This is a genomic window from Pseudomonas sp. S1(2024) (assembly GCF_046557535.1).
Genome location: NZ_JBKGFP010000017.1, coordinates 211822 through 232663, shown reverse-complemented (window position 1 = coordinate 232663; position 20842 = coordinate 211822). Strand labels below are relative to the sequence as shown.

The window sequence follows — 20842 nt, the reverse complement described above, 5'->3', positions numbered from 1 at the left end:
GTGGAGTTTCGTTATGCCCATCAATTTACCTGTCGGAAAACTCAAAAGCCTGTGTAACCCTTTTGGCCTGAATACCCCCTGGGGAGTGAAGGTGACCCAGGCGGATGTGCGCAGAGCCCTGGCCAGCAATTGCCTGGTCGCAACACCGGGTGGTGACAACCATGCGGGGCGTATCGCCTACCTGGTGCGGCACAAGGCACGTGACGCCATCTCGATCGATGTGGGCTGCCCCTCGCTCGGGGCTGCTTGCCTGAGCTGGCCAGTACTGGACGGGAATCACCGGTTGGCTGCAGCCATCTTTCGCAAAGATGAAGCCATCAGCGCTACAGTAGATGGCGAACTGGGCTATGCCGAAGACTTGTTCGGCGTTGACTGCGAAGAGCGCTGCACTTAACTCATGGAGATTGCCAGCGGTAGCGGTGCCTGCTAGTTTGTCCCCCAATTCAGCCGTCTACAGCCTTGGGTGCTTCCTCCAAATGGAATTCTTTGCCGTCAATCCAGCCGACATCGCGCATGAGCTTGCACTGCTTGAGCTGGAGGCCCTGGACGCCACCGGACGCCTGAAGGTCATGCCTTCGGCTTTCTACCGGGGAATATCACAGGGCGCCTTAAGCGCCTTTTGCGTGAAGCACGGTCATTATGCACTGCCCACCCATGAGCTACTGGACATCATCAACCAGAAGATCATCGAGGCCAGCCCGTCCCGCAACGCCCTGGAGATCGGCAGTGGCAACGGTACGCTGGGGGCTGGGCTGGGCATTACCTGCACAGACAATTTCCAGCAAGACAGTCCCGAGCTGCAGCGGTACTACGCACAGATCCGGCAGACACCCGTCAAATACGGCGATCATGTCGTGCGCCTTCCGGCCCTGGAGGCCGTTGACTACTACAAGCCCGAGGTCGTCGTAGCAGCCTGGGTGACGCACAAGTGGAACCCCGCTGAGCCCCACCGCCAGGGTAACGAAACAGGCGTGGACGAAAAGATTTTGCTTTCCAAGATCAAGCGCTACATCTTCGTCGGCAATGGCAAGCCTCATCAACACAAGCCGCTGCTGGAAGTACCGCATCAAACCCTGCAGGGAGATTACCTGTTCTCCAGGGGGCGTGCGCCCGAGGAATGCGCCCTGTGGATTTGGGACAACTGAGTGGGTCGCCGGCTGAGGGCTAGGCTTGAATCTTTCCTGATTCAGGCCTGCCTGTAGCTCAATTGGGGGATTGGGCTGAAGATCAGGTTTTATGGGCATGATCCCATCCAATGCGCAGCCCCCAGAAAGCGCTTTTGACAGACATCAATATACAGGTAAAAGCTTTCTACACGAAGTCAGCTGGAGGCCTCCCAGAGGTTCGGTGTTGGTAGCCTGAGCCCCGATTTGCAGAGTATACTAAGTGTACTTCAGACCAACATCTAGGTCAGACAAGCCGGGGGGATTATGTACGATTTCATTGGTGATGTTCATGGTCACGCCGAGCGCCTGGTTGCCTTACTCGAAACCATGGGCTATCGCGAAACGGAGGTTGGCTATTCGCACCCGACGCGCAAAGCCTTCTTTATCGGCGATCTGATCGATCGCGGCCCTGCCCAGGTGGCCACCCTCAAGATCGTCAAGGCAATGGTCGAGTCCGGTGCCGCGCACATCGTCTTGGGCAACCACGAATACAACGCCGTGGCTTGGGTAACTCCACACCCGGACAAACCTGGCGAGTTCTTGCGCAACCATGGTGAACGTAACCGCCATCAACACCAGGCCTTCCTGGATCAGGTGGGCGAGGACAGCGCGCTGCACCAGGAAATGATCGCCTGGTTCAAGACGCTACCGGTGTTCATCGAGACTCCCGAGTTTCGCGCCATCCATGCCTGCTGGCATTCGGCGTATATCGAGGCAGCAAGGCCGTTTTTGGATACAAACAATGCCATTCTTCCGGAAGCCTGGCCGATGCTGAGCGAAAAGGACACCGAGCCCTATCACATCATCGAAACATTGCTGAAAGGCACCGAGGTAGACTTGCCGGAGGGCATCACCTACTTCGACCCTGACGGCAATGAGCGAAATCGTACCCGCACGCGCTGGTGGGATGAGCAAGCCACCACGTACAGGTCATCCGGTATGGTTGCCAAGTCGGTGGAACACCAGCTGCCAGACACTCCGATCCCGAGCAAGAATCTGTTGAGCTATGATCAGCGCAAGCTGCTGTTGTTCGGCCACTACTGGATGACAGGGGCACCACAAGCACTCAATGCACACATGGCCTGCCTGGACTACAGTATCGGCAAAGGTACGCCTGGGACGAAGCTGTGTGCCTACCGGTGGCAAGGGGAGCGCCAGATCCTCCAGGATGGCTTTGTCTGGGTCGATGCCGTCAAGCCGGCGAAACACCTGGATAGCGGGGAGTTGATCCCCTGACCAAAATCACGCTGGCAGGCTCCTTCCAAATGACCAAAGCGGAGCAAAGGTCTTCGTCCATCACAAGGTGCGATGTCATCAGCACCTGCATTCACTGGTGTACTGGGCATCAGGCGAATTTCCGGATTCTGACAGTGAAGCAGCGGTGCAGGCTCATGTCATTGCCTGCATCAAGCAGGTTCATCCAGAGCTTGCGCAAAGAGACCTTTCTTTTTTTTTGCGGAAGAATGAGCCCTTCCCGGTACAGGCCCCAGGTGCTTAAAGCACTGGCAGCACCTTGACCACCAGGGGCGGAAATTGGGATAGAAGCATGAAGGATCAAAATCAATAACGATCTAAGCATGGCGCCAGCGGGCGCGTGGTCAGGGCAGTCGCATTATTCCTTGCAGCTTGCTGCAAGGGCTCAGTGATGGGACGTGCTGCATGTGATGAGCTAAAGATCAGGGCCATCATCCACAGGGTGGTTGTGTTTACGGGTAGTGCACCGTGACGCGGCTAGCGAAGGATAGGCGATAACCTTCTCCGCTGGATACGCTGGCTCACCAGGCGTCATGTACCTGTTTGCTTGATTGCACCACACACTCCAGTTGGCTGGATCACCGTAGATCGCTTTCACCATGGGTAAATCGGCTAGATCCTGCAAATCAAACACGCCCTGCTCGTTCGCCCCCATAAATTTGTACCAAGGATCTACGATGTAACGACCTTGAACGACCAAAAAGTCATGCCCATCGGCGCAGATTATTTCGCGATCGGTTACTGAGGGATTATCTCTCAGGTGAAAGCCATAGAGGTCACCTTCACCCAGCAATTTTGCGACACGTCTGGCGCTGAAGGTGCAGATGGACATGGTTTGTCCACCAGGAAGGAACAGGTGCTCATCGTAGTATTCAGCCTTATGTCCCGCTTCCGCATACTCTTTCGGGGTCAGCCCTGTTTCGGCGTCTGCCCAATAGCACCCCAGGGTTTCATAACGGGAAGTGAATCTGGCGTGCAAGTATTGCTTGTCCAGGTGGGACATGTCTTAACCCTCAATGGAAATCTGGTATCAGGACTGAAGAACTCAGACCCAGCTCCACGCTATAGCTATATGGCCAATATTAGCGGTGGATCTTTACCCTCTGCAATCCGCACCGCATTTCGCTGATGTGACAAAGGCCCCGAACGAGACCATGCTTTGCAGAGAGTTACCGCACCCAGATGGCCAAACCAATTACGGTTCCTGCCACAGCGTTCCCGGCAAATACCGAGGTGGTGCCTGCCCCGCCGAGCCATCCTGACGAAGGGTAAGTCGGCAAGGCAGTGACAATGAACATGCCGTCATTGGCGACAGATAAGCGGTTATCACCCAGGCCACCACCAGCGGACAAGCCATTCCCTCGTGGGTTCTGCCAATTGGCATTCGAGTAGCTGATCGCGCAATCGCCTGTAGGCTCGGCCATCTGATTGTAGCTGCAGCTCCCCTTCCAATACCGTACGTTGGCATAACCGGTGGATACCACCTTGAATACAGATTTATTGATGGCGTTGATGGTCGCATCGGCAAATTTGAAGGAAACAGATGATGTGGGGGACGGATTGGTCGTCAGGGCCAGATCTGCGCGGGAAGAGTTCCACTGCCCAGGAGCATATGGTGCCCCACGGCCCACCAGAGTCCATCCGCCGCCATCGGTGCTCATGTCGCAGTAAGCGGCCAAGTCACGACCTGCCACGGTGATGGTATAGACCCCGCTGGCGGCCTCCGGAGCGGCATTCTTGATGGCCTTGCACGATGCATAGGTAGGTTTTGCAATGGTGATTCCAAAGTCCCCGGAATGGGCTTTGCTCTGGGCGGAGGCATTGGCTGTCACCGTCACCGATCCTGCCAGGCTCGGTGTGCCACTGATCAATCCCGAGGAAGACATGCTCAAGCCCAGAGGCAGGCCTTGCGACTCCCAGGCGAGCTCTGGGTATACCGGATTCTGCTTGCCCTCATGCGTCCAGGCCACCAGGCTGTTCATGTCGAATTGGTAGGGGATACCAACCTGACCAGCAGCGAGCGTGTTCCCAGTGAAATTGAAGTCGTACTGGTCTTGGGGTTTTGCCTGGCCTCCGGCAATCGGGGCGTAGCTACGAATAATGTTGGCACCGTCGGCCATTGAGAGCTGAGAAGCGGTGAGCAGCAGCGCACTGATCAATAACCGATGGGCTTTCAAGATGACGACTCCGCCTTGTACGATTAGGTTGTATATTGGCTACAATGTTACGGCACTATCAGCACTACTTCAACTACTCACCCTAGATCACCGCGTACGTCGAAAGGGTCATTGTCATTCCAACGGTTTGGCCGTATATTGGCTGAAATTTTCCAAAAGACGCCACCATGCGAATAGCCCACCTGCTACTCCTCGCAGTACCTCTGTCCATCAGCACCCCTGGGCTTTGCGCTTACTCAGCCAAAACCTATGGCGAACCTGCAGTTGCACAGGCAGCATCCCCGTTTCTGAAAGACCGTGTGCCGCACGAGATGATTGCAAAACGCAGCGCCAGTCGCTCAGTGAAGGCGGCCAGAACCTCGCGTTCCCAGATCCCATCGATTCGCTCCAGATCAACCCAGGGTGCGTCCTCCAACTGCCAAATGCAGCGCACAGACCTTACCCAAGGAGCAGGCACACAACGCCAGGCTAAAGCGGATTGCCATGATCAGAAGGTGCACTCGTCCGCCCCTGGTGCCTTCACATTCGATTGAGCGGCTGCTCCCTAAAACCCCTGGGTTTTCAACATTGAGGCTTTGAAAAGCAATGAAAGAATGGATAAACAAGATCAAGGGGTTTGTGAAGGCCCATGCCAGCATAATTTTTATGTTGGCGATGCTCACCGCCTGCGCCAGCGTAGCCTATGTATGGCTCAGCGCCGACAACGATGTGAAGGAGCCGGTGCTCGATGGCAAGGGTGATTACACCGTCATAGACGGCGACGACCTCTTCTCTCTGCGCTCGGACGACTACAAGGACGTAACCAACGTCATCGTGGTAGTTCCAACAATCTTCTCGGACGCCAAGCATGTCTTGATTTCACACAAGGGCGCGGCCAACGCTGATCTGTACAAGAATGTGAACTCCGAAGGGTTCGTCGTGTATTTGGACACGCACCTCAAGCCCATCTTGCGAGCCAACACGGCGATCGATTTTCGTTACGTCAACTCGCTATCCGGCGTGGGCAAAAAGCTGGGCTTGAAAAACGACCCTGTGGGCTTGATAACTGGCGAAACGGCCAAACAAACCGCAGGAGAACTGGGAAAGCTTGTTAGTACGGTGATCTTCATGATCATTATGATCGCCGTCATGATGCGCCTGCAGATGGGGTCGATGTCCAACAAGCTGGACAAGGTTGATCCGAAGGATATTCAGGATAGCCTGGATGACCTTGTCGGCATGGCCGACATCAAGCGCGAACTCGAACAGCTGAAGGGAATGGTTGAAAACCCGCAGCACTACAAGAAATATGCTGCTGACAAGCCGTTCAACGTCATGATGACAGGCGAGCCTGGTACCGGCAAAACCAAGATCGCCCGCTGCCTGGCCAAAGACCTGGACGTCCCGCTGTATTACGCGTCCGCTGCCAGCATGGAAACCGGTTTTGTGGGGGGTGGTGTTCGTTCCTTGAAGAGCTTGGTGAAGCGTGCCTCCAAGCACAAGCGCGCCATCATTTTCCTGGATGAGGCTGAGTCGATCCTTCAGTCCCGCAACCGCCCTACCCGCAGTCGCTATGAAAACGAAACGATGACCGCTCTGCTCTCGCTTTTGGATGGCGTGGGCACCAAAAAATCCAGCGGTATCATCTGGATTGTGGCGTCAAACTTTGACGAAACAAAGGCAGATTTCGACGCGGCCATGTTGCGTCGCTTCCAGCTCAAGATCAATTTCAGGTTGCCCAACCATGAAGAACGCCGAGAGATCATGGCGCGCCTTCTGAAGAAAATTGATCAATCCAAACTCAGTGATGACATCGATCTCGATCACGTGGCCGGCGTTACTTCCGGAATGAGCCCCGCGATTCTTGAAACCCTTATTTCGCGTGCTGGGCTGATGGCCCTGCAGGAAACATCACTGGTTACTCATAGTATCCTGTTGCGGGCATTCGAGCGGGTCGCGGTTGGCCTCACTGATCGGGCAACCACTGCGAAAGTAGATGCCACGCGTAAAGTGGTGGCCATTCACGAGGCGGGACACTTTTGCATGCAGCTGCATTCTGCCCTGGTGAAAAGTCACGGCAACTTGACTACGCTGTCGACAGATCTGGACGTCATCAAGATCTCGACTGAATCCGTCTCCAAGCTCGGCGCGCTGGGTTTTGTCCTGAGCAAAACGGAAGAAGTTGGGTTGCTGACGCGAACCGCCTATCAGGACAAGATTCGCCACCTGTATGGCGGCATGGCCAACGAAGAACTCTATTTCGGTGAACCAGGCACTACCGCTGGCGCGGACAATGACATTGTCAAAGTGACCCAGATGCTTGACATGATGGTCAACCGCGTCGGCTTCTTCAGCCCTGTCAAATTGAACTATGGCGAACTGGCTAAGGCGGGCTACAACACGGATGCGCAGCTGCCTAAAATGGAACAGATGGCCGCATATCTGTACCAGGAGACAATGGAAACCCTGGCCCAATACCGAGGCTTGACTGATGCGCTGGTTCAGGCACTGATGGATCGTTATGTGCTGACGCTGGACGAGATCATCCCTTTCATCCTGACCTTCTTTGCGGAAAATGAATCCCTGCTAACAAGCTACAACCCACGCAAAACCATGGGCCTGTTATCGCACACCTCCTAATTCCATAACGTATATCAGGGCAACCAAAATGGCACACCCAGTTTCTTACGGGTGCGCCAATTTTGATTAGTCGGTTGACCATATTAGCCTACAAGGGATCAAAAATGCTTATAGTTTTTCTGATCATCCTCTCAGTGGTTTTGTTGATATCTATCTACAGTCAGTCATTAGCGCCACTGCACATCTTCATTACTGCAAGTATTATTTTCTATTTCACTCTTAATGTGTTGCTCGATAACAGGCAGAACAATGAGTTGCAAACAGCGCCCTCCTCCATAGCGCAACTCGACATCAAGTCAAAGGCAGAGCTAACTAATACCGACATCAGGAAGCATAAGTCCTCGCTGGAAACCTTGAAGCCAATTCCTGAGCAACCACAATCAAACCTGACCAAACCCGACAATGAAAGAAGCAGGCCAGTCAGGCCCACGCCCAGCAGAGGAACAAGCGATTACTTTTGACTTCCAACAGCGGCACTAAATAAATCCTGCCCCCCACTACACATTGGATCATTAACATGCATGATGACTCTATGAACACTGACAACCAACACGGGTTTTCTCTTATCGAGTTGGTTATGGTTATTGCCCTAATGACCACCCTAGCCCTTGTGACCATGGCGACATTCTCAAAAGCGCCCGATGATTTGGGGGCAATACCCCAAACAAGCGGCAGCAACAGCGCACCAAATGAAGTCGTGACCCCGTCGCGCTCCACGACCAGTTCTTTCTAGCCTTTTGGTCGGTCAATATACCGTTAATTGACCTGTCTTACTCATGCTGAAGGCGGCATATGCAAGCCAGCGACGGTTACCCTAGATCATGGCCATTCCGGCTGGCAATATCACCCGCCCCTTGCTGGTGCGGCTGACAAGCCCCTGCTGCAGAAGGTAGGGTTCGATCGACTCCTCAATGGTGCTCACGTCTTCGCCCATGGCAGCGCTAATCGTGCTCACGCCAACCGCTCTTGCGGAAAATGTTTCCTTCAACAGCTTGAGGTAACGTACATCCTGATCATTAAGCCCATCCGAACGCAAACCAAGCACTGCCATCGCTTGTGTCAGTGCCTTTCCCCCATCCGTCGAAGCGTATTGCCCCTTGCTTTGCAACACGTCCCTGATGCGGCGAAGATTACGCAGGGCAATGCGGGGTGTTCCACGACTGCATCCAGCCACAATCAGCGCGCCCTCACGAGTGAGCTCCACATCGAGGCGCCTGGAGGCGTCCAGAATCACTTCTGCGAGGTCTTGTTGATTGTAGAGCCCCAGGGTGAAGTGGATCCCGAATCGGGCCCTAAGCGGCGCTGAGAGCATCCCAGCGCGGGTTGTGGCGCCCACCAGGGTAAAAGGCTCAAGCGCCAGCCGTATGCTTTTGTCCTCCATCATGATGTCCAGCGCACCGTCTTCCATCGCGGAATACAGCACCTCCTCAATGAACATCGGCATTCGGTGAATTTCATCAATGAACAGTGTATCGCCCGGCTCCAGGTTGACCAGGAGCGTGGCCAGATCCCCCGGCTTTTGCAGTAATGGCCCCGAAGTCACCTTGATACCATTGCCCATCTCATTGGCAATGATGCCTGCCAGGGTAGTCTTGCCAAGCCCAGGCGGGCCGCACAGCAATACGTGATCAAGATTCTCCTGTCTCGCCAGTGCGGCACTGATAAAAATAGAGAGCTGCTCTGAGATATGGGGTTGCCCTTTGAATGTGGCAAGGGTTTGGGGCCGCAGGGCCTTGTCTGAAGGAGCATCGTTGTCCATGGGGCTTGCCTAGTTATATTTTTCTGTCAATATATCACATATTCGACATAGCCATTGGTGCAACCATGATCCGTACGGGTATGGCGCTCGCTGAGCTGCCGGGACTGATTCATCCAGAGATGCTCGCCAGACAACTGCGACCACAGACTCCCCGTGAAGAAGCGCTGGTTGATCTGATTGAGGATCTGCTGGTTTTTGATGATTCAGAGGATCGCAATGACGGCATCGACTACGATGAGCTGGAACGCCTCAAGGCGCTTGAGGTGAAATTCACCAAGGGCAATGCCGCGTTCAAGGCGGGCCTGGAAGAATTGAAAATGCTGCTCTGTCAGGTCGGCACCGATCATGAGAAGGTCGCCCACATGACGGAATGGTTGTTCCGCCAGCGGGCCGCTCTCACACAGCTTGCACCCTAGCGGAGGGCTGGGTTAAAGCCCAAGGTTACGCTGCAAAAACACTTCTTGCTCTTGGTCGCTGAGCGACAGCTTTTCAATGGGTAGCTGCAGATAGTCCGCAGCGATGGCCTTGAGGTCGGCGGTCGGCATGCTCTGGCAATAAGCAATGGCTTGCTGCTGTCTTTTTATGCCTTTGAGCCCCTGGGACTGGAACCACACCAGGGTCAGATACCTTGACTTGAAGTGTGTTTGAATAGTCTTAGTATCAACCAGTGTCCGCAGTTCCTTGCTCAAGGCTTCCATTACTTCGGGATCGACCGATGCAGTTGCAATCGGAATACTTTCATGCCTGATATTATACTGATTTTTCCGCAGGTCTCTCTTGATAGTAATGGCAAGGCGTGGGATGTTGTGCTTGATCAGTGACATCTTCTTATCAACACTGACATGTGCGAGAAACAGTTTCGAGTAGCTTATATCGAACAGGTTTTCAGCGTTGCTTTGTTCGATTAATGCTTTGATGTCAGCATTGATAAATCTTCCGATCTCGGCGCGCTTGAGCAAGGCGTCCATGCTCTTATGTTGCTCCTGGTCTTCAAACAGATGTTTGTTGCTGGTACCCATAGCGATTGTTCTGGCCAGCTGGTGGGGCCACAGCAAGTCGGGGTTCTCACCGCAGGCCTCAGTCGCCCGAGTGATGAGGTATTCATTGCGCGCCATCCACCTGGGCAATGCCCTCCTGTCCCTCAATTCGAACAGTGCAAGTGAGTTCAGCATTTGCACCAACGCCTTATCCGTGTAGCTGGTAGCCCAGCCCCCATAGACATGGTTGACAATGGTATCCATCAAAAATTGAGACCTGGATTCATGCAGCTGCTCAATGACAGGATACAATTGACCAAAGTTATTTTTCCCTGGTCGGTAGAAAAATTCCTCCGCCTGACGATAAACCTCCTGATCCCCTGTGGTATCAAGTGCCATGGCCGGTATGATATCGCTGGAAGCTACACTGAATTTTTGATTGAGCTCATCATGTTGACTGAATTGACCTGGCAACAGGTTTGGCCAATTCGCCTTCTTATAAATACCCGGCAGAGCATCACCAATACGGCGCATATCGGGAATATCGCGTCTTGACATGGACAAGAAGTCTGCAAAGGCACGTGAGAACTCAGCGAGGGTCAGGTTACCCAGTAATAGCGCGGATTCGAATGGCTGACTGTGAATGTCAAAAAGATGCTCATAGAGTTGTGTGCAGGTGGTGGCAGTGCGAGGGCAGCTGAAGTAGGCGACAGGACTCATTCCCTCGTTAATCCACTGCGAAAACAGTGGGCAGGTTAACAGCATGTCCGTGTCGATGGCGTCGCAGAAATCAGAAAAGGCTTTGTAGGTGTCCTCATCCTGCAGCGACAACCGGGCATCCAGAGCCTTTCGGTGAATAGTCCCGAGACTGAGTTCGCGGCTGACAACGGTGCCGGACGCCTCTTCAAGGAGAACGGCGATCCTCTCCTTGATGATTGCCAGTGCTGGGTGTAGCGGAACTGTTGCGTTCAAAGTCCAAGATCCTCGGCAAGAAATTCCTCGCGCTGCGAGGCGCTAAGCTTAACGTCAGCAGGGGACAATTTCAAAATACGCATGGCCACAGGGCGCCATTTCTTCGAGCGTATGCTTTGACACCAGTCAATGGCCAGGGCCCTGGTGTGTTCATGGCGAAGGGCTCGCAGCATCAGGTGCAACAACCTGGCATTGGTTGCGTCATCGCCGTCCACCAAGTCCTTGAGTCCAAACTTCTCATGAATACGGACTTCGATGGCCTGGGCGCACTGCGGGTCGGCATCCTCGAACTGGCGATCGATTTTCCAGGGTTCGTTGAAGGCTAGATTCCTTTGTTTCACGCGTCCGAAGATTTCACCGCAAAGCACGGGGGCTACCGTTTCAACATACCTGGCTTTCTCCGCAGAATTGAAGATCGAGGACAGCTCAGCACTCATCAGATCCAGCACTCGCGGCGATCCGCCCAGGGCACGTTCCAGCACAAGTCCTGATTCACGCTTGATGTAGGCCCGGAGTTCGTACAGCGAAGGGTGCTCAATCATCATGCTCTCGTGCAACTGCCGGCGCTCTTCAGCCGCCATCGCTGAATCTTCGTTACAGAAGTTGTGGTACACCGCAGCGTAAATTGCAGCTGGCCAGGCCAGGTAACCAGGGCCTTCAAGTATGCGAATGGTTTCAACGGCCTTGTCGATCCAGAACGAGATCCGCGACATCACGCCCTGACTGGGAGAGTCCGATAATTCGCGGCAAAGCGCCTCATCCAGTGAGAAATTAGCCCAGTCCTGATACTGAAGCTCGATGTAGCGTACCAAGCCAGCATGTCCTTCATCCGTGGTTGAATGCGCCAACGCCACCAAGGTCAGCCACTTGACGTCGCTCGGGTCATGCATTCTGAACAGGTTCCGGGCCACGTAGAAGTCACTGTCAGGCGCACCCTGTGTAAGCATCAACAAGGGCATCCATTGCCCCAGTAGCTTGTGATTGAAATGATTTTTCTCTGCACTGCGCCAGAAAGCTTTCCCGAAGAGGCCATGGTCTGGCATGGCATAGTGAAAAACCCTGGGATGCATGACTTCGGGCAATAGCTTGGCTACCTGCAAGACTTCAAGGTAATTGAGCATCTTCAGGGCAACGGCGTCACGAAGAAACGCGATAAATTCCCTTGGGGTAAGGTTGCCCAGCAACGCTTCACCCGAAAGATCCTGGCCAGTGGCGAGCAATGCTCTCAGCGGAGGATTGGCCATCTTGTCGCGCCAAGGCTGCCAGGCAAAGAAGATGACTGGACTCATGCCGGCTTGCACCCAGCTGCGGATGGTATTGCGATCTTGCTGCCTGAAAATCCTCGCTATCTCATGGTCGCCATGAAGCCTGGGGTTATCTTTCAGGGCTCGTCGATAAAGCTCAGGAAGTGTCAGTTGCAAGAGCTTCGAACACCCCTCAGCAGACTCATGCGATTTTATTTTGGCGGCAAAGAGAAACTTCATGTCGTCGATGAAAGCATCATTGGCGGGGTGCATGTCTAGCTCCATGTCTATAGCTAAAGTCTAGGGGGGCCAAGAGGCGATTGTCACCAGAATTTTTCTGGCTTTGGCCAGATGTCGGCGCGATGCGCCTGGTATAAGGCCAAAGAGATGGTCAAAGTCATCGGTTAAACGTAATATTGTGATCTTACGGAAGCTTTGAGGATGAACCGATGAAACGCCTTTCCCTGTTGTGTACCCCCTGGCTGGTTGCGATCGTGCCCGCCCTGATGTTGCTGGTGGCGTTAGCCACTCAGCATTTCCTTGGCTGGGAGCCCTGCACGATTTGCGTTGAGATCCGCGCTGGGCTTGCCGCCTGTACACTTGCCAGCCTTCTGCTGATCCTGACAAGCACCTTCAACCGGTACATCATGATGGGCTTCAGGCTGATGCTGATGGCCTGCTCTTTGGGCGTGGTGTTCTTGAGTGCGAAGGTATGGTTGCTTGAACGCCACATCATCGAGGCCACGTCATGCAGCCCCTTCCCTTTCTATGCCCAGCACATTCCGCTGAACGAATGGCTACCGTACGTGTTTGCTAGCGCGGGGTTGTGCGGTGAAGGCGACTTTGCCATCCTCGGCGTGTCATTCACCGCGTGGACATTGCTAGCTGTCGTCGCATATTTCATCCTGGTCTGGGTGCTTACCGGACGAGCCTGCCTTAACGATGGCCAGGCAGCTTGCCAGCCCACTTCCTCCGCTCAATAGGTGCACAGATGGCCAAGAAATTTTATGCCGTGGTGAAAGGGGCTGAACCAGGAATTTACAATACCTGGGAAGGGGGTGCCAAAGAACAGGTGCATGGCTACCCCGCTGCCCGATTCAGGGGCTTTGCAACCGAAGAGGAAGCCAGAAGCTGGTACTGTAGCCAGGTCGACCCTGACTACCAGGAGCCTTGGGAGCAGGCGGATCTGGACGGGTATGCAATCATGGTCATGCTGCAGCCCCACAACAAGAGCCAAGACCATGTGCAGCTGCTCGGCACCAATCTCTATGATGAAGTGACAGAAGCACTGGCGCGCCAAGCAGCCCTCGATGAGTTCTGGACACCGGAACATGATCTGATGGGCACTCCGATCGTGGAGGTGCACTTTCGCCCTGAGAAGGCACTGGAGGCCGTCAAGACGAACCAGAGGTCAAAAGAGTACGTACCTGAACCTGGTGATGGATACTGACAATGTTTTCATTTGCCCTCGTCAGTCTTGTTTGCGTTGCGCTGATGATCGCGGTGTTGAACATCGCCATGCAGGCTTATGTGCACCAGAGCACGTTGGCACAGGCCAATGGCCTGGTTGCCCAGGGTGCGCAGATCGCGATGGCCGTTCGCATTTTCAAATCCGATGGCCATTTGCTTGAGGAGTACGCATCATTCGACAGGCCCAGCCATTTGTTCTCAGCGCTTCAGGAACAGGGGTATCTGAAAACCATCCCGGTTCCCTATGGCGGTGGCGACTATGAGGTCATGGCGCTTGATGTCGTGGGCCGTTACGGTGTGCCCAGAGGCCCAAGCACGGTAGTGGCGACCAACGCAGAAGCCTCGGCCTCGCTCACCGACAAGCTGTGCAAGGAGATCAATCGGCGACACTCGGACAGGTTCGGGTGCCTGAAAGACCCATCACGCACCGGTAATCTGTTCTGGTACCTGTTGGGTTAGCGAAAAGCCTTGTAGCTGACTTTGCTCCAGTGATGAAATGAAAGAAATCAAGGAGATTCCAACGTGAACATGACCACTCCACGCAACAACCTGCCCGCATTGCTCATGCCATTGGATACCCCAATGCTCGATGAGATCGATGCTGTGTACGAAATTGCAGATGCAGAGCTGCCCAGCCAAGTGAGCGTCTATGAAGACGCCATGCGTATTATCAAAGCCAATCCCAAGCCTCAAGAGCAGTTGGCTGAGATGTTCCTGAGCCATGTACGCGCCATTGCCAAGCGTGACGGCTTGATGGCCGGTGTGCCTGAAGAGAATTTCGTGACAGTGGCCAAGCAGATTGCCAAGGACTGGGACAACACCAACGGCGTGGATTATCGCCGTGAGCAGGCAGCGGCAGCACCTGAGTCAAACCCAGGCCTCTGACGTAACCAACAAGAAATGGCGCCACCTGGCGCCTTTTTTGTGACCGTTGTCCACAAGGGTCAGCTGGAAGGCTCGATGCCGGTGGGTTGATTGACGAGGAGCAGCTTGCGCCAGGACTCAGGCAGTTCACGCACTTTACTGACCATGCTTGGGGCAATGGTTTTGAGACGCTCAATGGCCAGGAAAGGCGAAGTCAGCGGCTCCAGGTCTTTGATGTGCCCTCGAATCCAGCCACTTAGCATCCTGAGCATGGGGATGTTCGCCTGAAAGGTCATTCGCTCGGCAATGAGCAGGTGCTTGACCGCATTCAGAGCTGCCGGTTTGAGCGGTGAGAGGTTGAGCACTTCGGTCACTGACTTGCCCTGATCGAAGCACAGCGTCATGTAGGCATACAGGGATGACATGAAGCGCTGGGTTGGGGCTGCGCCCTGGGTTTCACCCGCCGTATTCAAAATATTGGTCTCAAGCAGTTGGCAGATTCTCGGGGTCAACATCGGACGCAGACGGATGGCATATTGCTCGCCACGAAACAGTTTTGGCATCCTCAGCAAGGACTGCACAGCCTCTTCTTCGGTAATGCCAAGCCGTAGGATGGTATCATTGAACATTTCCGAATTTCTGCCAAGATCTGCACTGCACAAGGCCAGGCCGATGGCAAAACCATCACGAAACCTAGGGTCGATGATATCGATATGGTTGACAGCGGAATCGACGTCCTTGCTGCTGAATTTCGAGGAGAAGCACTCATGAACGATGATCGGGAACAAGTCTTCTTTGCCAATCCACTGATCTTCACTGAGCTCACGCTGCAAGGCGTACAGCGGCTGGAACCCCTGTCGCTCACGGCCCAGCCGCTGGCAAAACAGGAACAGCTCATCGCGGTCTTTCAGCGTCCAGTGGTTGTGGACTGGCAGAGAAATCTTGGGTGCTGGCAAGAACATAAAACCCCCCGTCCGGACGCGGCATTCTAGGTAGCCGCTGATCCGTGTTTTTTTCCATTCTTTCACAGGTGATTTTGGAATTCCAACCAATATTAGCGTAATCCATCAGGGTGTCAGCCAATGGTTCCCGTGATGCTGCTGGATCAAATCACTGCGCATCACATATAATTAACCAAAATGACTGGCCATAAAACGAGAATAATCATGCCTTTGCCCACCCTTGCAGAACAACAGCTGGCGCTTGCCGTGGAAGCCCTCACCCGTATCGAGGAGCACTCTGATGACACCGATTCCCGCCACGCCGCTCAGCATGCATTGATACGAATTCGCAGGATGGGTCATGAGCAGCCGGCACAGGCCGCTCAGAAGGAAAATGCCTGAGGCTACACAGCGGGTGGCGAGCGCCTGATTGCGTCTCGCCAATATTTCAACGCCCCAATCCTGTTGTACAGCTCATCCTGCAGGCGGGCGTGGAAGAAGGTATAGAGCCTTTCTGCGACTACACCAAACCCGGTCATGGCCAGGAAGGCCAGGACACGGGTGATGCGCAGGTGGTTGTGGTCGAATTCTGTAAGCCATAGCACCGACTGCGTGTCGAAATTGGCGGCCTTGATGAAGTCCACGGCCTGGCGCTGAATTCCCCAGTGCCTGAGCATTAGATCCAGGTTGATGCCAATCTGCTTTTTTAGCAGAGGGCTGATCGCGACCGCCTCACAATGCAGCGCAGTGAGCACGGGGGCTTCTGGATTGATGGTGGATACTTCTGGCAAGGGAAACAGCCACTGAATGTAGGTGTGCGTGAACTCCAGTTGATCGTGATCGAACGCCTGAATGTCGCGTAGCGCGTGCCCCTGAGGCGCACTCAGGGACTGCATGAACTGGAACCAAGGATCATCAGTCATTGGGAATTGGCGTTCGATGTGGTTGAGGTCGATGGAACTGCCTGTCTGATCCTGGCAAGCAGCGAAGGGTCGAGGCGCTTGAGCCTTGCATAAGCGGTGTCCCCACTTGATTTGCCGGCAGCGCGCTTGCGATAGTCGTCAAAATCAAGATCTTCGCGCAACAGTCGTTCCGCATCACTTTTAAAATGCCAGAAGCCAAGTGGCGACTTGGCATTTTCAATCCAGAATGCCGAGTCCCGAATACCAAAGAACACCAGTAGCGCTCGGTAAAGGCCTAGAGCAGCCAGGTCGCCCTGCTCCGCAGCGTGCATGGTAGTCATGAGGCTTCTGCCAAGTACCTGCTTCTGCTTGTTGCGAAGCTCAGTCGCCCACGGCACTTGTTTGACCGTGCCCGTCAAAGGTTCGAGGGTGAAGTCCATGTCTTCGGCACCAGGATCATTCAGCCAGCCCTGCATTTTTCGGGAGCAGTCAATGCAGACCATCCGAGATGAAATACGCTTCTCTTCCTCGCGCTCCCTGGCTGTCTTATAGTGAATGGAATCGACCTCCGTGTGGCCGCAGACTTTCCTCACCTGGCTTCTGATATTGATGCTCGACATCGCTTAACCCCATTCGCTGTGTTACTGAATTTTATGGGCCTCGCAAAAAATAGTCAATTTACGCATAAAGCGTGAAACCCCGCGCCACACTGGGTTTCCACCCTCCTGGGGGAGGAAAAATCAAACAACCGTTTGAACAAACTTGAGATATTTTCATTTTATTTGCATCGAGGGGGTTGACGGGAGTTCACGCATTCGCTTTAATGGAAACAAGACAACGGAGAACACCTCAAATGAACGCACATCACTTCAATCAACAGATTACCAAGCAGGCAAAGAATTATTTTGCTGGCTGGTGTGTGAGTGTGCGGTAGGTAACTCGAAAGAGAGCCTACCGAAGCGAAAGCAAAGGTAAGGCTCGAAACAAGCGGATTCTTCCAAGAACCCCGGAGCCTAACCAAAGCTCCGGGGTTTTTGTTTGGACTCAAAAAAATGGGGTTGTGGCAGAGTGGACGAATGCACCGGACTGTAAATCCGGCTTGAAAGACGCCCTGGTTCAAATCCAGGTGACCCCACCATTTTGCAATACAAGGGCTTTGAAGCTCGACAGGCAGGTTGAAGATGAGACGTTTAAGTGCACTGGCGTTTATCCAGGCAGCAAAGCGAGCCAGCTCCCTCCTCGACGAGATTGAAAGAGCGCTTGACGGACTTGAGGTCAAACTCAAGGCGCATGAAAACAATCAGGTCGCTTTAAACAAGCACTGAAAAAATGAACATTTGGCCAGGGTTTTGGCGGGAGAGATGATGTGTCAAACATGAAGGAATTTCATAAAGCACGACTCCTCCAGCAGTTACAGCGCGAGTTCCGCACGCTGGGAAAACTGGTTACCGGCTTCGAAAAACGTCTTGAGAAAGACGGTGATAAACGTAAATTGGACGCCTAGCTCAGCTGGTAGAGCGCTCGACCGATAATCGAGAGGTGGCAGGTTCGAACCCTGTGACGTCCACCAAATTGGGGACTTAGCTCAGCTGGGAGAGCAACTGCCTTGCAAGCAGTAGGTCAGGGGTTCGATCCCCCTAGTTTCCACCAGATCCAAGGGTTTATGGGTAACGCTGTTGACCTGGAGAGCGATCTCCGAAGCAGTTCCAGGGTTGATGTTCTAATGGCATGATGCGGGATTCCAAATCCTTGCGGTTCAAGTTCGAGTCTTGATCAGCCCGCCAATATAGCTGTAAAGGTTAAATTCCGAGATAGCTCAGCGGTAGAGCCGCGCACTGTTAATGCGTTGGTCGCTGGTTCGAATCCAGCTCTCGGAGCCAAATTGAAGCCTGCAAAAGAGTGGCAGGTCAGTGTTACTGGGTAGGTTGTCGAGCGGCCAAAGACGGCGGTCTGTAAAATCGCTCCCTCCGGGTTCAGAGGTTCAAATCCTCTCCTGCCCACCATCAATGACAGGCTGACCGCCTGGAGAAATACAGGGGACTTTACTGCAGTGTAAAGTCAGGATGAAAGCGAGGTGCGGGGCTGCTCATCCAAGGTAGGTGGAGTTGTAAACGGTGCGGGTTTCATGCACCACATTTTCTGAGTGGCTAGCTCAATTGGTAGAGCACCTGGCTTTTAACCAGGGGGTTGGGAGTTCAACTCTCCCGCCATTCACCAGTACACTTCCGGGATAACTCAGTCGGTAGAGTGGCAGACTGTTAATCTGCAGGTCACAGGTTCGAACCCTGTTCCCGGAGCCAAATTCGTAGCACCGTTTTATTGCAGTGATAGCTCAGTTGGTAGAGCGATGGTTTGAAACGCCATGCGTCACAGGTTCGATTCCTGTCCACTGCTCCAAATTGTAATACGCAGTATAGCAGGTTTTGCTCCTCTAGCTCAATCGGTAGAGCGCGTCCTTGGTAAGGACGAGGTTTCAGGTTCGATTCCTGGGCGGAGCACAAGGGTTTGGGGGCAGATGCTCAGATGAGGACGCGAGCACGGCATAAACTAGGCGCCGAGGTGTAACAACCAGCCACGCATTGAACTGAGGGAATGTGACAGAAGCACTCATAGCGGCCTTGGATCGGTAATCACTCCCCCAAGGCGGGGTAAACCAGCAGAGGAAGCGAGCCCTAATCTCAGTTCGAGCTTCGAGGTGTAAGAACCTCCAGGTAATGGCATTCGCGGGTTCGACTCCCGTTGCCTCCACCAAATGAAGTTGTTACAGATTTACGTTGATGTGGCTGAATGGCTAGGCAAGTGATTGCAAACCACTTTTATGCAGGTTCGACCCCTGTCATCAACTCCAGATTGCAGCATGTGTTTCACGGGTGGTTAACTCAGTAGGCAGAGTAGCTGACTCTTAATCAGCAGGTCGCGAGTTCGATTCTCGCACCACCCACCATGATTCGGCGCTTGATTCGAGTTCAAGCATTGTCAGTGTAGCGGCGGGACACTGTCTTTTTAGTGAAGTAGCTCAGCTGGTTAGAGCATCTGCCTTACAAGCAGGGGGTCTTCGGTTCGAATCCGAACTTCACTACCACTTTTTAGGCTCGTAGCTCAGCTGGAAGAGCGCCTGGTTCTGACCCAGGAGGTCGTTGGTTCAAGTCCAACCGGGCCAGCCACATCGCAGTACGCAGTATAGGTTAGTACAGGTTTTATGGTGGAGCTAGCTCATCAGGTAGAGCGCCGGCTTGTGACGCCGGAGGCGACGGGTTCGAGACCCGTGCTTCACCCCACACGTAGGCTCGTAGCTCAGCGGGATGAGCGCCTGGATTTGACCCAGGAGGTCGTTGGTTCGAATCCAACCGGGCCCGCCACATCGCAATAAAGCAGTAAAGGTTTATGGTGGGGCTGGCTCATCAGGTAGAGCGCCGGCTCGTGATGCCGGAGGTGACAGGTTCGAGACCTGTGCTTCACCCACAGACGTAGGCCCGTAGCTCAGTTGGAAGAGCGCCTGGTTCTGACCCAGGAGGTCGTTGGTTCAAATCCAATCGGGCCCGCCACATCGCCGTAGAAAGGGATTGAGTCGCAAGGCAGCCTGGCGCCCTCCTCATCTTCTACCGCAAGTTTGAATGGCTTCTGGGAAAGGTGCGCATCGGCCAGCGCAGCGGAGGGTGACTCCGTGCCTGAAACGCTTGGGATGGCTCTCCGGAGAGCTTGATCTAGCACTGGGCTGTACAGGTATCAAATCCTGTCTTTCCCACCAAACGTGGTACAGCATGCGCCAGCTTCTAACAGGCCCTTCAGGTTCACCGTGACTTGCTGATGTGCCGAAAACTTTGCGTCTTTGGTATACGGGTTGTGCCCTTGTCTGCCAGGCAAGAGAAGCGGGTTCGAATCCCGCAGGACGCTCCATCTCCATGGTTCCGCTGCACATGCGGGGCTTCCATCAACCCTTCAACTCATTTAACAAAATTGGAAGGAAAAATGCGTCATGAGCTTATTCGAGGCAGTGCAAATAAAACGGGCTGAGTTGCGCAAGGACGCTTCTCAGGTTACCGGCTTCAAGATCCTTACCCTGCTGGTCGGCGAGCTGGAAACGCTCACCAAGGGCAAGGAAGTCGAGGTCGCCATCACTGATGAACTGGTGGTGGGGGCAATCAAGAAATTGATCAAGTCCAACACCGAAACCATCAGGCTCAGCGGCGACAACCCTCGCCTGGCAACCGAGAACGCGACCCTGCAGGCCTTCCTGCCGGCTGAAATGAGCGAAGACCAGTTGCGTGAGGCGCTGAGTGCCAGTGGCGCGACCAGCATGAAGGACGCCATGAAGTACCTGGGCGATCATTTCGCTGGCCGCTACGACAAGGGCAAAGCCTCGGCGATCGCCAAGGCGCTGCTGCAATAAGCGCCAATGAGGCCTGGGAGACCAGGCCTTGTTCGTTTCTGCAGGCAATGCGAGTTGACGTCCTCCCCCACCTGAAGGAAGATGTTTCCAAGGCTACGATTGGATGA

The 20842-nt window shown here is 54.0% G+C and carries 23 protein-coding genes and 18 tRNA genes; 33 read left to right on the top strand and 8 right to left on the bottom strand.

All coding sequences use genetic code 11. The features are described from left to right. Positions 1–91: 91 nt before the first annotated feature. The 3 genes from ACLCGK_RS07630 (at position 92) to ACLCGK_RS07620 (ending at position 2402) form a co-directional block, all read left to right on the top strand. The gene (locus ACLCGK_RS07630; RefSeq protein ID WP_410951704.1) at positions 92–394 is read left to right on the top strand and encodes a hypothetical protein; all 303 of its coding nucleotides are present in this window, start codon (positions 92–94) and stop codon (positions 392–394) included. A gap of 82 nt (positions 395–476) precedes the next feature. Then, the gene (locus tag ACLCGK_RS07625; protein WP_056798216.1) at positions 477–1145 is read left to right on the top strand and encodes a hypothetical protein; all 669 of its coding nucleotides are present in this window, start codon (positions 477–479) and stop codon (positions 1143–1145) included. A 285-nt stretch (positions 1146–1430) separates the two neighbouring features. Continuing rightward, the gene (locus ACLCGK_RS07620; RefSeq protein WP_410951703.1) at positions 1431–2402 is read left to right on the top strand and encodes a metallophosphoesterase; all 972 of its coding nucleotides are present in this window, start codon (positions 1431–1433) and stop codon (positions 2400–2402) included. 433 nt (positions 2403–2835) lie between these two features. On the opposite strand, the gene ACLCGK_RS07615 is transcribed toward ACLCGK_RS07620, so the two are convergent. Further along, the gene (locus ACLCGK_RS07615) at positions 2836–3423 is read right to left on the bottom strand and encodes a hypothetical protein (RefSeq protein WP_410951702.1); all 588 of its coding nucleotides are present in this window, start codon (positions 3421–3423) and stop codon (positions 2836–2838) included. A 166-nt stretch (positions 3424–3589) separates the two neighbouring features. Next, on the bottom strand, positions 3590–4597 hold the full coding sequence (locus ACLCGK_RS07610; RefSeq protein WP_410951701.1) for a fibrinogen-like YCDxxxxGGGW domain-containing protein: 1008 nt from the start codon (positions 4595–4597) through the stop codon (positions 3590–3592). 585 nt (positions 4598–5182) lie between these two features. Between ACLCGK_RS07610 and ACLCGK_RS07605 the strand changes: the two genes are divergently transcribed. The 3 genes from ACLCGK_RS07605 (at position 5183) to ACLCGK_RS07595 (ending at position 7949) form a co-directional block, all read left to right on the top strand. Continuing rightward, positions 5183–7216, top strand: a complete 2034-nt coding sequence (locus tag ACLCGK_RS07605) for an AAA family ATPase (protein ID WP_410951700.1) — start codon at positions 5183–5185, stop codon at positions 7214–7216. Positions 7217–7320: 104 nt separating this feature from the next. Continuing rightward, positions 7321–7677, top strand: coding sequence for a hypothetical protein (locus ACLCGK_RS07600; protein ID WP_410951699.1), 357 nt, complete (start codon positions 7321–7323; stop codon positions 7675–7677). 71 nt (positions 7678–7748) lie between these two features. Then, positions 7749–7949, top strand: coding sequence for a type II secretion system protein (locus ACLCGK_RS07595; protein WP_410951698.1), 201 nt, complete (start codon positions 7749–7751; stop codon positions 7947–7949). Positions 7950–8030: 81 nt separating this feature from the next. Here ACLCGK_RS07595 and ruvB read toward each other — a convergent pair whose 3' ends face one another. Beyond that, positions 8031–8975: a Holliday junction branch migration DNA helicase RuvB gene (ruvB, locus tag ACLCGK_RS07590; RefSeq protein WP_410951697.1), complete on the bottom strand. Its 945-nt coding sequence runs from the start codon at positions 8973–8975 to the stop codon at positions 8031–8033. 65 nt (positions 8976–9040) lie between these two features. Here ruvB and ACLCGK_RS07585 point away from each other — a divergent pair, with 65 nt between their 5' ends. Then, positions 9041–9391 carry a hypothetical protein gene (locus ACLCGK_RS07585; protein ID WP_410951696.1) on the top strand — a complete coding sequence of 117 codons (351 nt, stop codon included), beginning with the start codon at positions 9041–9043 and terminating at the stop codon, positions 9389–9391. A gap of 12 nt (positions 9392–9403) precedes the next feature. Here the strand turns inward: ACLCGK_RS07585 and ACLCGK_RS07580 are convergent, their stop codons facing one another. Then, positions 9404–10924, bottom strand: a complete 1521-nt coding sequence (locus ACLCGK_RS07580; RefSeq protein ID WP_410951695.1) for a hypothetical protein — start codon at positions 10922–10924, stop codon at positions 9404–9406. Continuing rightward, positions 10921–12441, bottom strand: a complete 1521-nt coding sequence (locus ACLCGK_RS07575; protein WP_410951694.1) for a hypothetical protein — start codon at positions 12439–12441, stop codon at positions 10921–10923. Before ACLCGK_RS07575 ends, ACLCGK_RS07580 begins: the two co-directional genes overlap by 4 nt. Positions 12442–12617: 176 nt before the next feature. Between ACLCGK_RS07575 and ACLCGK_RS07570 the strand changes: the two genes are divergently transcribed. The 4 genes from ACLCGK_RS07570 to ACLCGK_RS07555 all read left to right on the top strand — a co-directional run bounded on the left by ACLCGK_RS07570 (position 12618) and on the right by ACLCGK_RS07555 (position 14523). Then, positions 12618–13151, top strand: coding sequence for a disulfide bond formation protein B (locus tag ACLCGK_RS07570; protein WP_410951693.1), 534 nt, complete (start codon positions 12618–12620; stop codon positions 13149–13151). 8 nt (positions 13152–13159) lie between these two features. After that, on the top strand, positions 13160–13618 hold the full coding sequence (locus tag ACLCGK_RS07565) for an RNase H1/viroplasmin domain-containing protein (RefSeq protein WP_056798185.1): 459 nt from the start codon (positions 13160–13162) through the stop codon (positions 13616–13618). A gap of 2 nt (positions 13619–13620) precedes the next feature. Continuing rightward, the gene (locus ACLCGK_RS07560; RefSeq protein ID WP_410951692.1) at positions 13621–14097 is read left to right on the top strand and encodes a hypothetical protein; all 477 of its coding nucleotides are present in this window, start codon (positions 13621–13623) and stop codon (positions 14095–14097) included. A 69-nt stretch (positions 14098–14166) separates the two neighbouring features. Further along, positions 14167–14523 carry a hypothetical protein gene (locus ACLCGK_RS07555; protein WP_410951773.1) on the top strand — a complete coding sequence of 119 codons (357 nt, stop codon included), beginning with the start codon at positions 14167–14169 and terminating at the stop codon, positions 14521–14523. A 59-nt stretch (positions 14524–14582) separates the two neighbouring features. Here the strand turns inward: ACLCGK_RS07555 and ACLCGK_RS07550 are convergent, their stop codons facing one another. After that, the gene (locus ACLCGK_RS07550; RefSeq protein WP_410951691.1) at positions 14583–15464 is read right to left on the bottom strand and encodes a hypothetical protein; all 882 of its coding nucleotides are present in this window, start codon (positions 15462–15464) and stop codon (positions 14583–14585) included. A 204-nt stretch (positions 15465–15668) separates the two neighbouring features. Between ACLCGK_RS07550 and ACLCGK_RS07545 the strand changes: the two genes are divergently transcribed. Continuing rightward, positions 15669–15845, top strand: a complete 177-nt coding sequence (locus ACLCGK_RS07545) for a hypothetical protein (protein ID WP_156675894.1) — start codon at positions 15669–15671, stop codon at positions 15843–15845. Positions 15846–15847: 2 nt separating this feature from the next. On the opposite strand, the gene ACLCGK_RS07540 is transcribed toward ACLCGK_RS07545, so the two are convergent. Together ACLCGK_RS07540 and ACLCGK_RS07535 are read right to left on the bottom strand one after the other, a co-directional pair. Further along, positions 15848–16366, bottom strand: a complete 519-nt coding sequence (locus ACLCGK_RS07540) for an opioid growth factor receptor-related protein (protein WP_410951690.1) — start codon at positions 16364–16366, stop codon at positions 15848–15850. After that, positions 16363–16965, bottom strand: a complete 603-nt coding sequence (locus ACLCGK_RS07535) for a hypothetical protein (protein ID WP_410951689.1) — start codon at positions 16963–16965, stop codon at positions 16363–16365. The genes ACLCGK_RS07540 and ACLCGK_RS07535 overlap by 4 nt, the downstream gene beginning before the upstream one ends. A gap of 434 nt (positions 16966–17399) precedes the next feature. Here ACLCGK_RS07535 and ACLCGK_RS07530 point away from each other — a divergent pair. From ACLCGK_RS07530 to ACLCGK_RS07430, 21 genes are all read left to right on the top strand, one after another. Next, positions 17400–17483 (top strand) — tRNA-Tyr (locus ACLCGK_RS07530). 43 nt (positions 17484–17526) lie between these two features. Beyond that, a complete protein-coding gene (locus tag ACLCGK_RS07525; protein WP_156675893.1) occupies positions 17527–17670 on the top strand; it encodes a hypothetical protein in 144 nt (47 codons plus the stop codon). 50 nt (positions 17671–17720) lie between these two features. Beyond that, on the top strand, positions 17721–17849 hold the full coding sequence (locus ACLCGK_RS07520) for a hypothetical protein (RefSeq protein WP_410951688.1): 129 nt from the start codon (positions 17721–17723) through the stop codon (positions 17847–17849). After that, positions 17840–17915, top strand: a tRNA-Ile gene (locus tag ACLCGK_RS07515). The genes ACLCGK_RS07520 and ACLCGK_RS07515 overlap by 10 nt, the downstream gene beginning before the upstream one ends. A 4-nt stretch (positions 17916–17919) precedes the next feature. After that, a tRNA-Ala gene (locus ACLCGK_RS07510) sits at positions 17920–17995 on the top strand. Between the two features lie 59 nt (positions 17996–18054). Then, positions 18055–18129, top strand: a tRNA-Trp gene (locus ACLCGK_RS07505). 21 nt (positions 18130–18150) lie between these two features. Beyond that, positions 18151–18225: transfer RNA gene (locus ACLCGK_RS07500), tRNA-Asn, on the top strand. 38 nt (positions 18226–18263) lie between these two features. Then, a tRNA-Tyr gene (locus tag ACLCGK_RS07495) sits at positions 18264–18348 on the top strand. A 138-nt stretch (positions 18349–18486) separates the two neighbouring features. Beyond that, positions 18487–18562 (top strand) — tRNA-Lys (locus tag ACLCGK_RS07490). Between the two features lie 7 nt (positions 18563–18569). Then, positions 18570–18645 (top strand) — tRNA-Asn (locus ACLCGK_RS07485). Between the two features lie 21 nt (positions 18646–18666). Further along, positions 18667–18742 (top strand) — tRNA-Phe (locus ACLCGK_RS07480). A 28-nt stretch (positions 18743–18770) separates the two neighbouring features. Continuing rightward, positions 18771–18843: transfer RNA gene (locus ACLCGK_RS07475), tRNA-Thr, on the top strand. Positions 18844–19118: 275 nt separating this feature from the next. Further along, positions 19119–19193: transfer RNA gene (locus ACLCGK_RS07470), tRNA-Cys, on the top strand. Between the two features lie 20 nt (positions 19194–19213). Then, a tRNA-Lys gene (locus tag ACLCGK_RS07465) sits at positions 19214–19289 on the top strand. Positions 19290–19350: 61 nt separating this feature from the next. Beyond that, positions 19351–19427: transfer RNA gene (locus ACLCGK_RS07460), tRNA-Val, on the top strand. Positions 19428–19433: 6 nt separating this feature from the next. Then, positions 19434–19509, top strand: a tRNA-Gln gene (locus tag ACLCGK_RS07455). A gap of 38 nt (positions 19510–19547) precedes the next feature. Beyond that, positions 19548–19623, top strand: a tRNA-His gene (locus tag ACLCGK_RS07450). A gap of 108 nt (positions 19624–19731) precedes the next feature. Next, positions 19732–19806 (top strand) — tRNA-His (locus tag ACLCGK_RS07445). Positions 19807–19968: 162 nt separating this feature from the next. Further along, positions 19969–20093, top strand: a tRNA-OTHER gene (locus ACLCGK_RS07440). Positions 20094–20168: 75 nt separating this feature from the next. Then, positions 20169–20242, top strand: a tRNA-Gly gene (locus ACLCGK_RS07435). 79 nt (positions 20243–20321) lie between these two features. Next, positions 20322–20735 (top strand): GatB/YqeY domain-containing protein, encoded by a 414-nt coding sequence (locus tag ACLCGK_RS07430; protein ID WP_410951687.1) that lies wholly within the window; start codon positions 20322–20324, stop codon positions 20733–20735. Positions 20736–20842 lie beyond the last annotated feature (107 nt).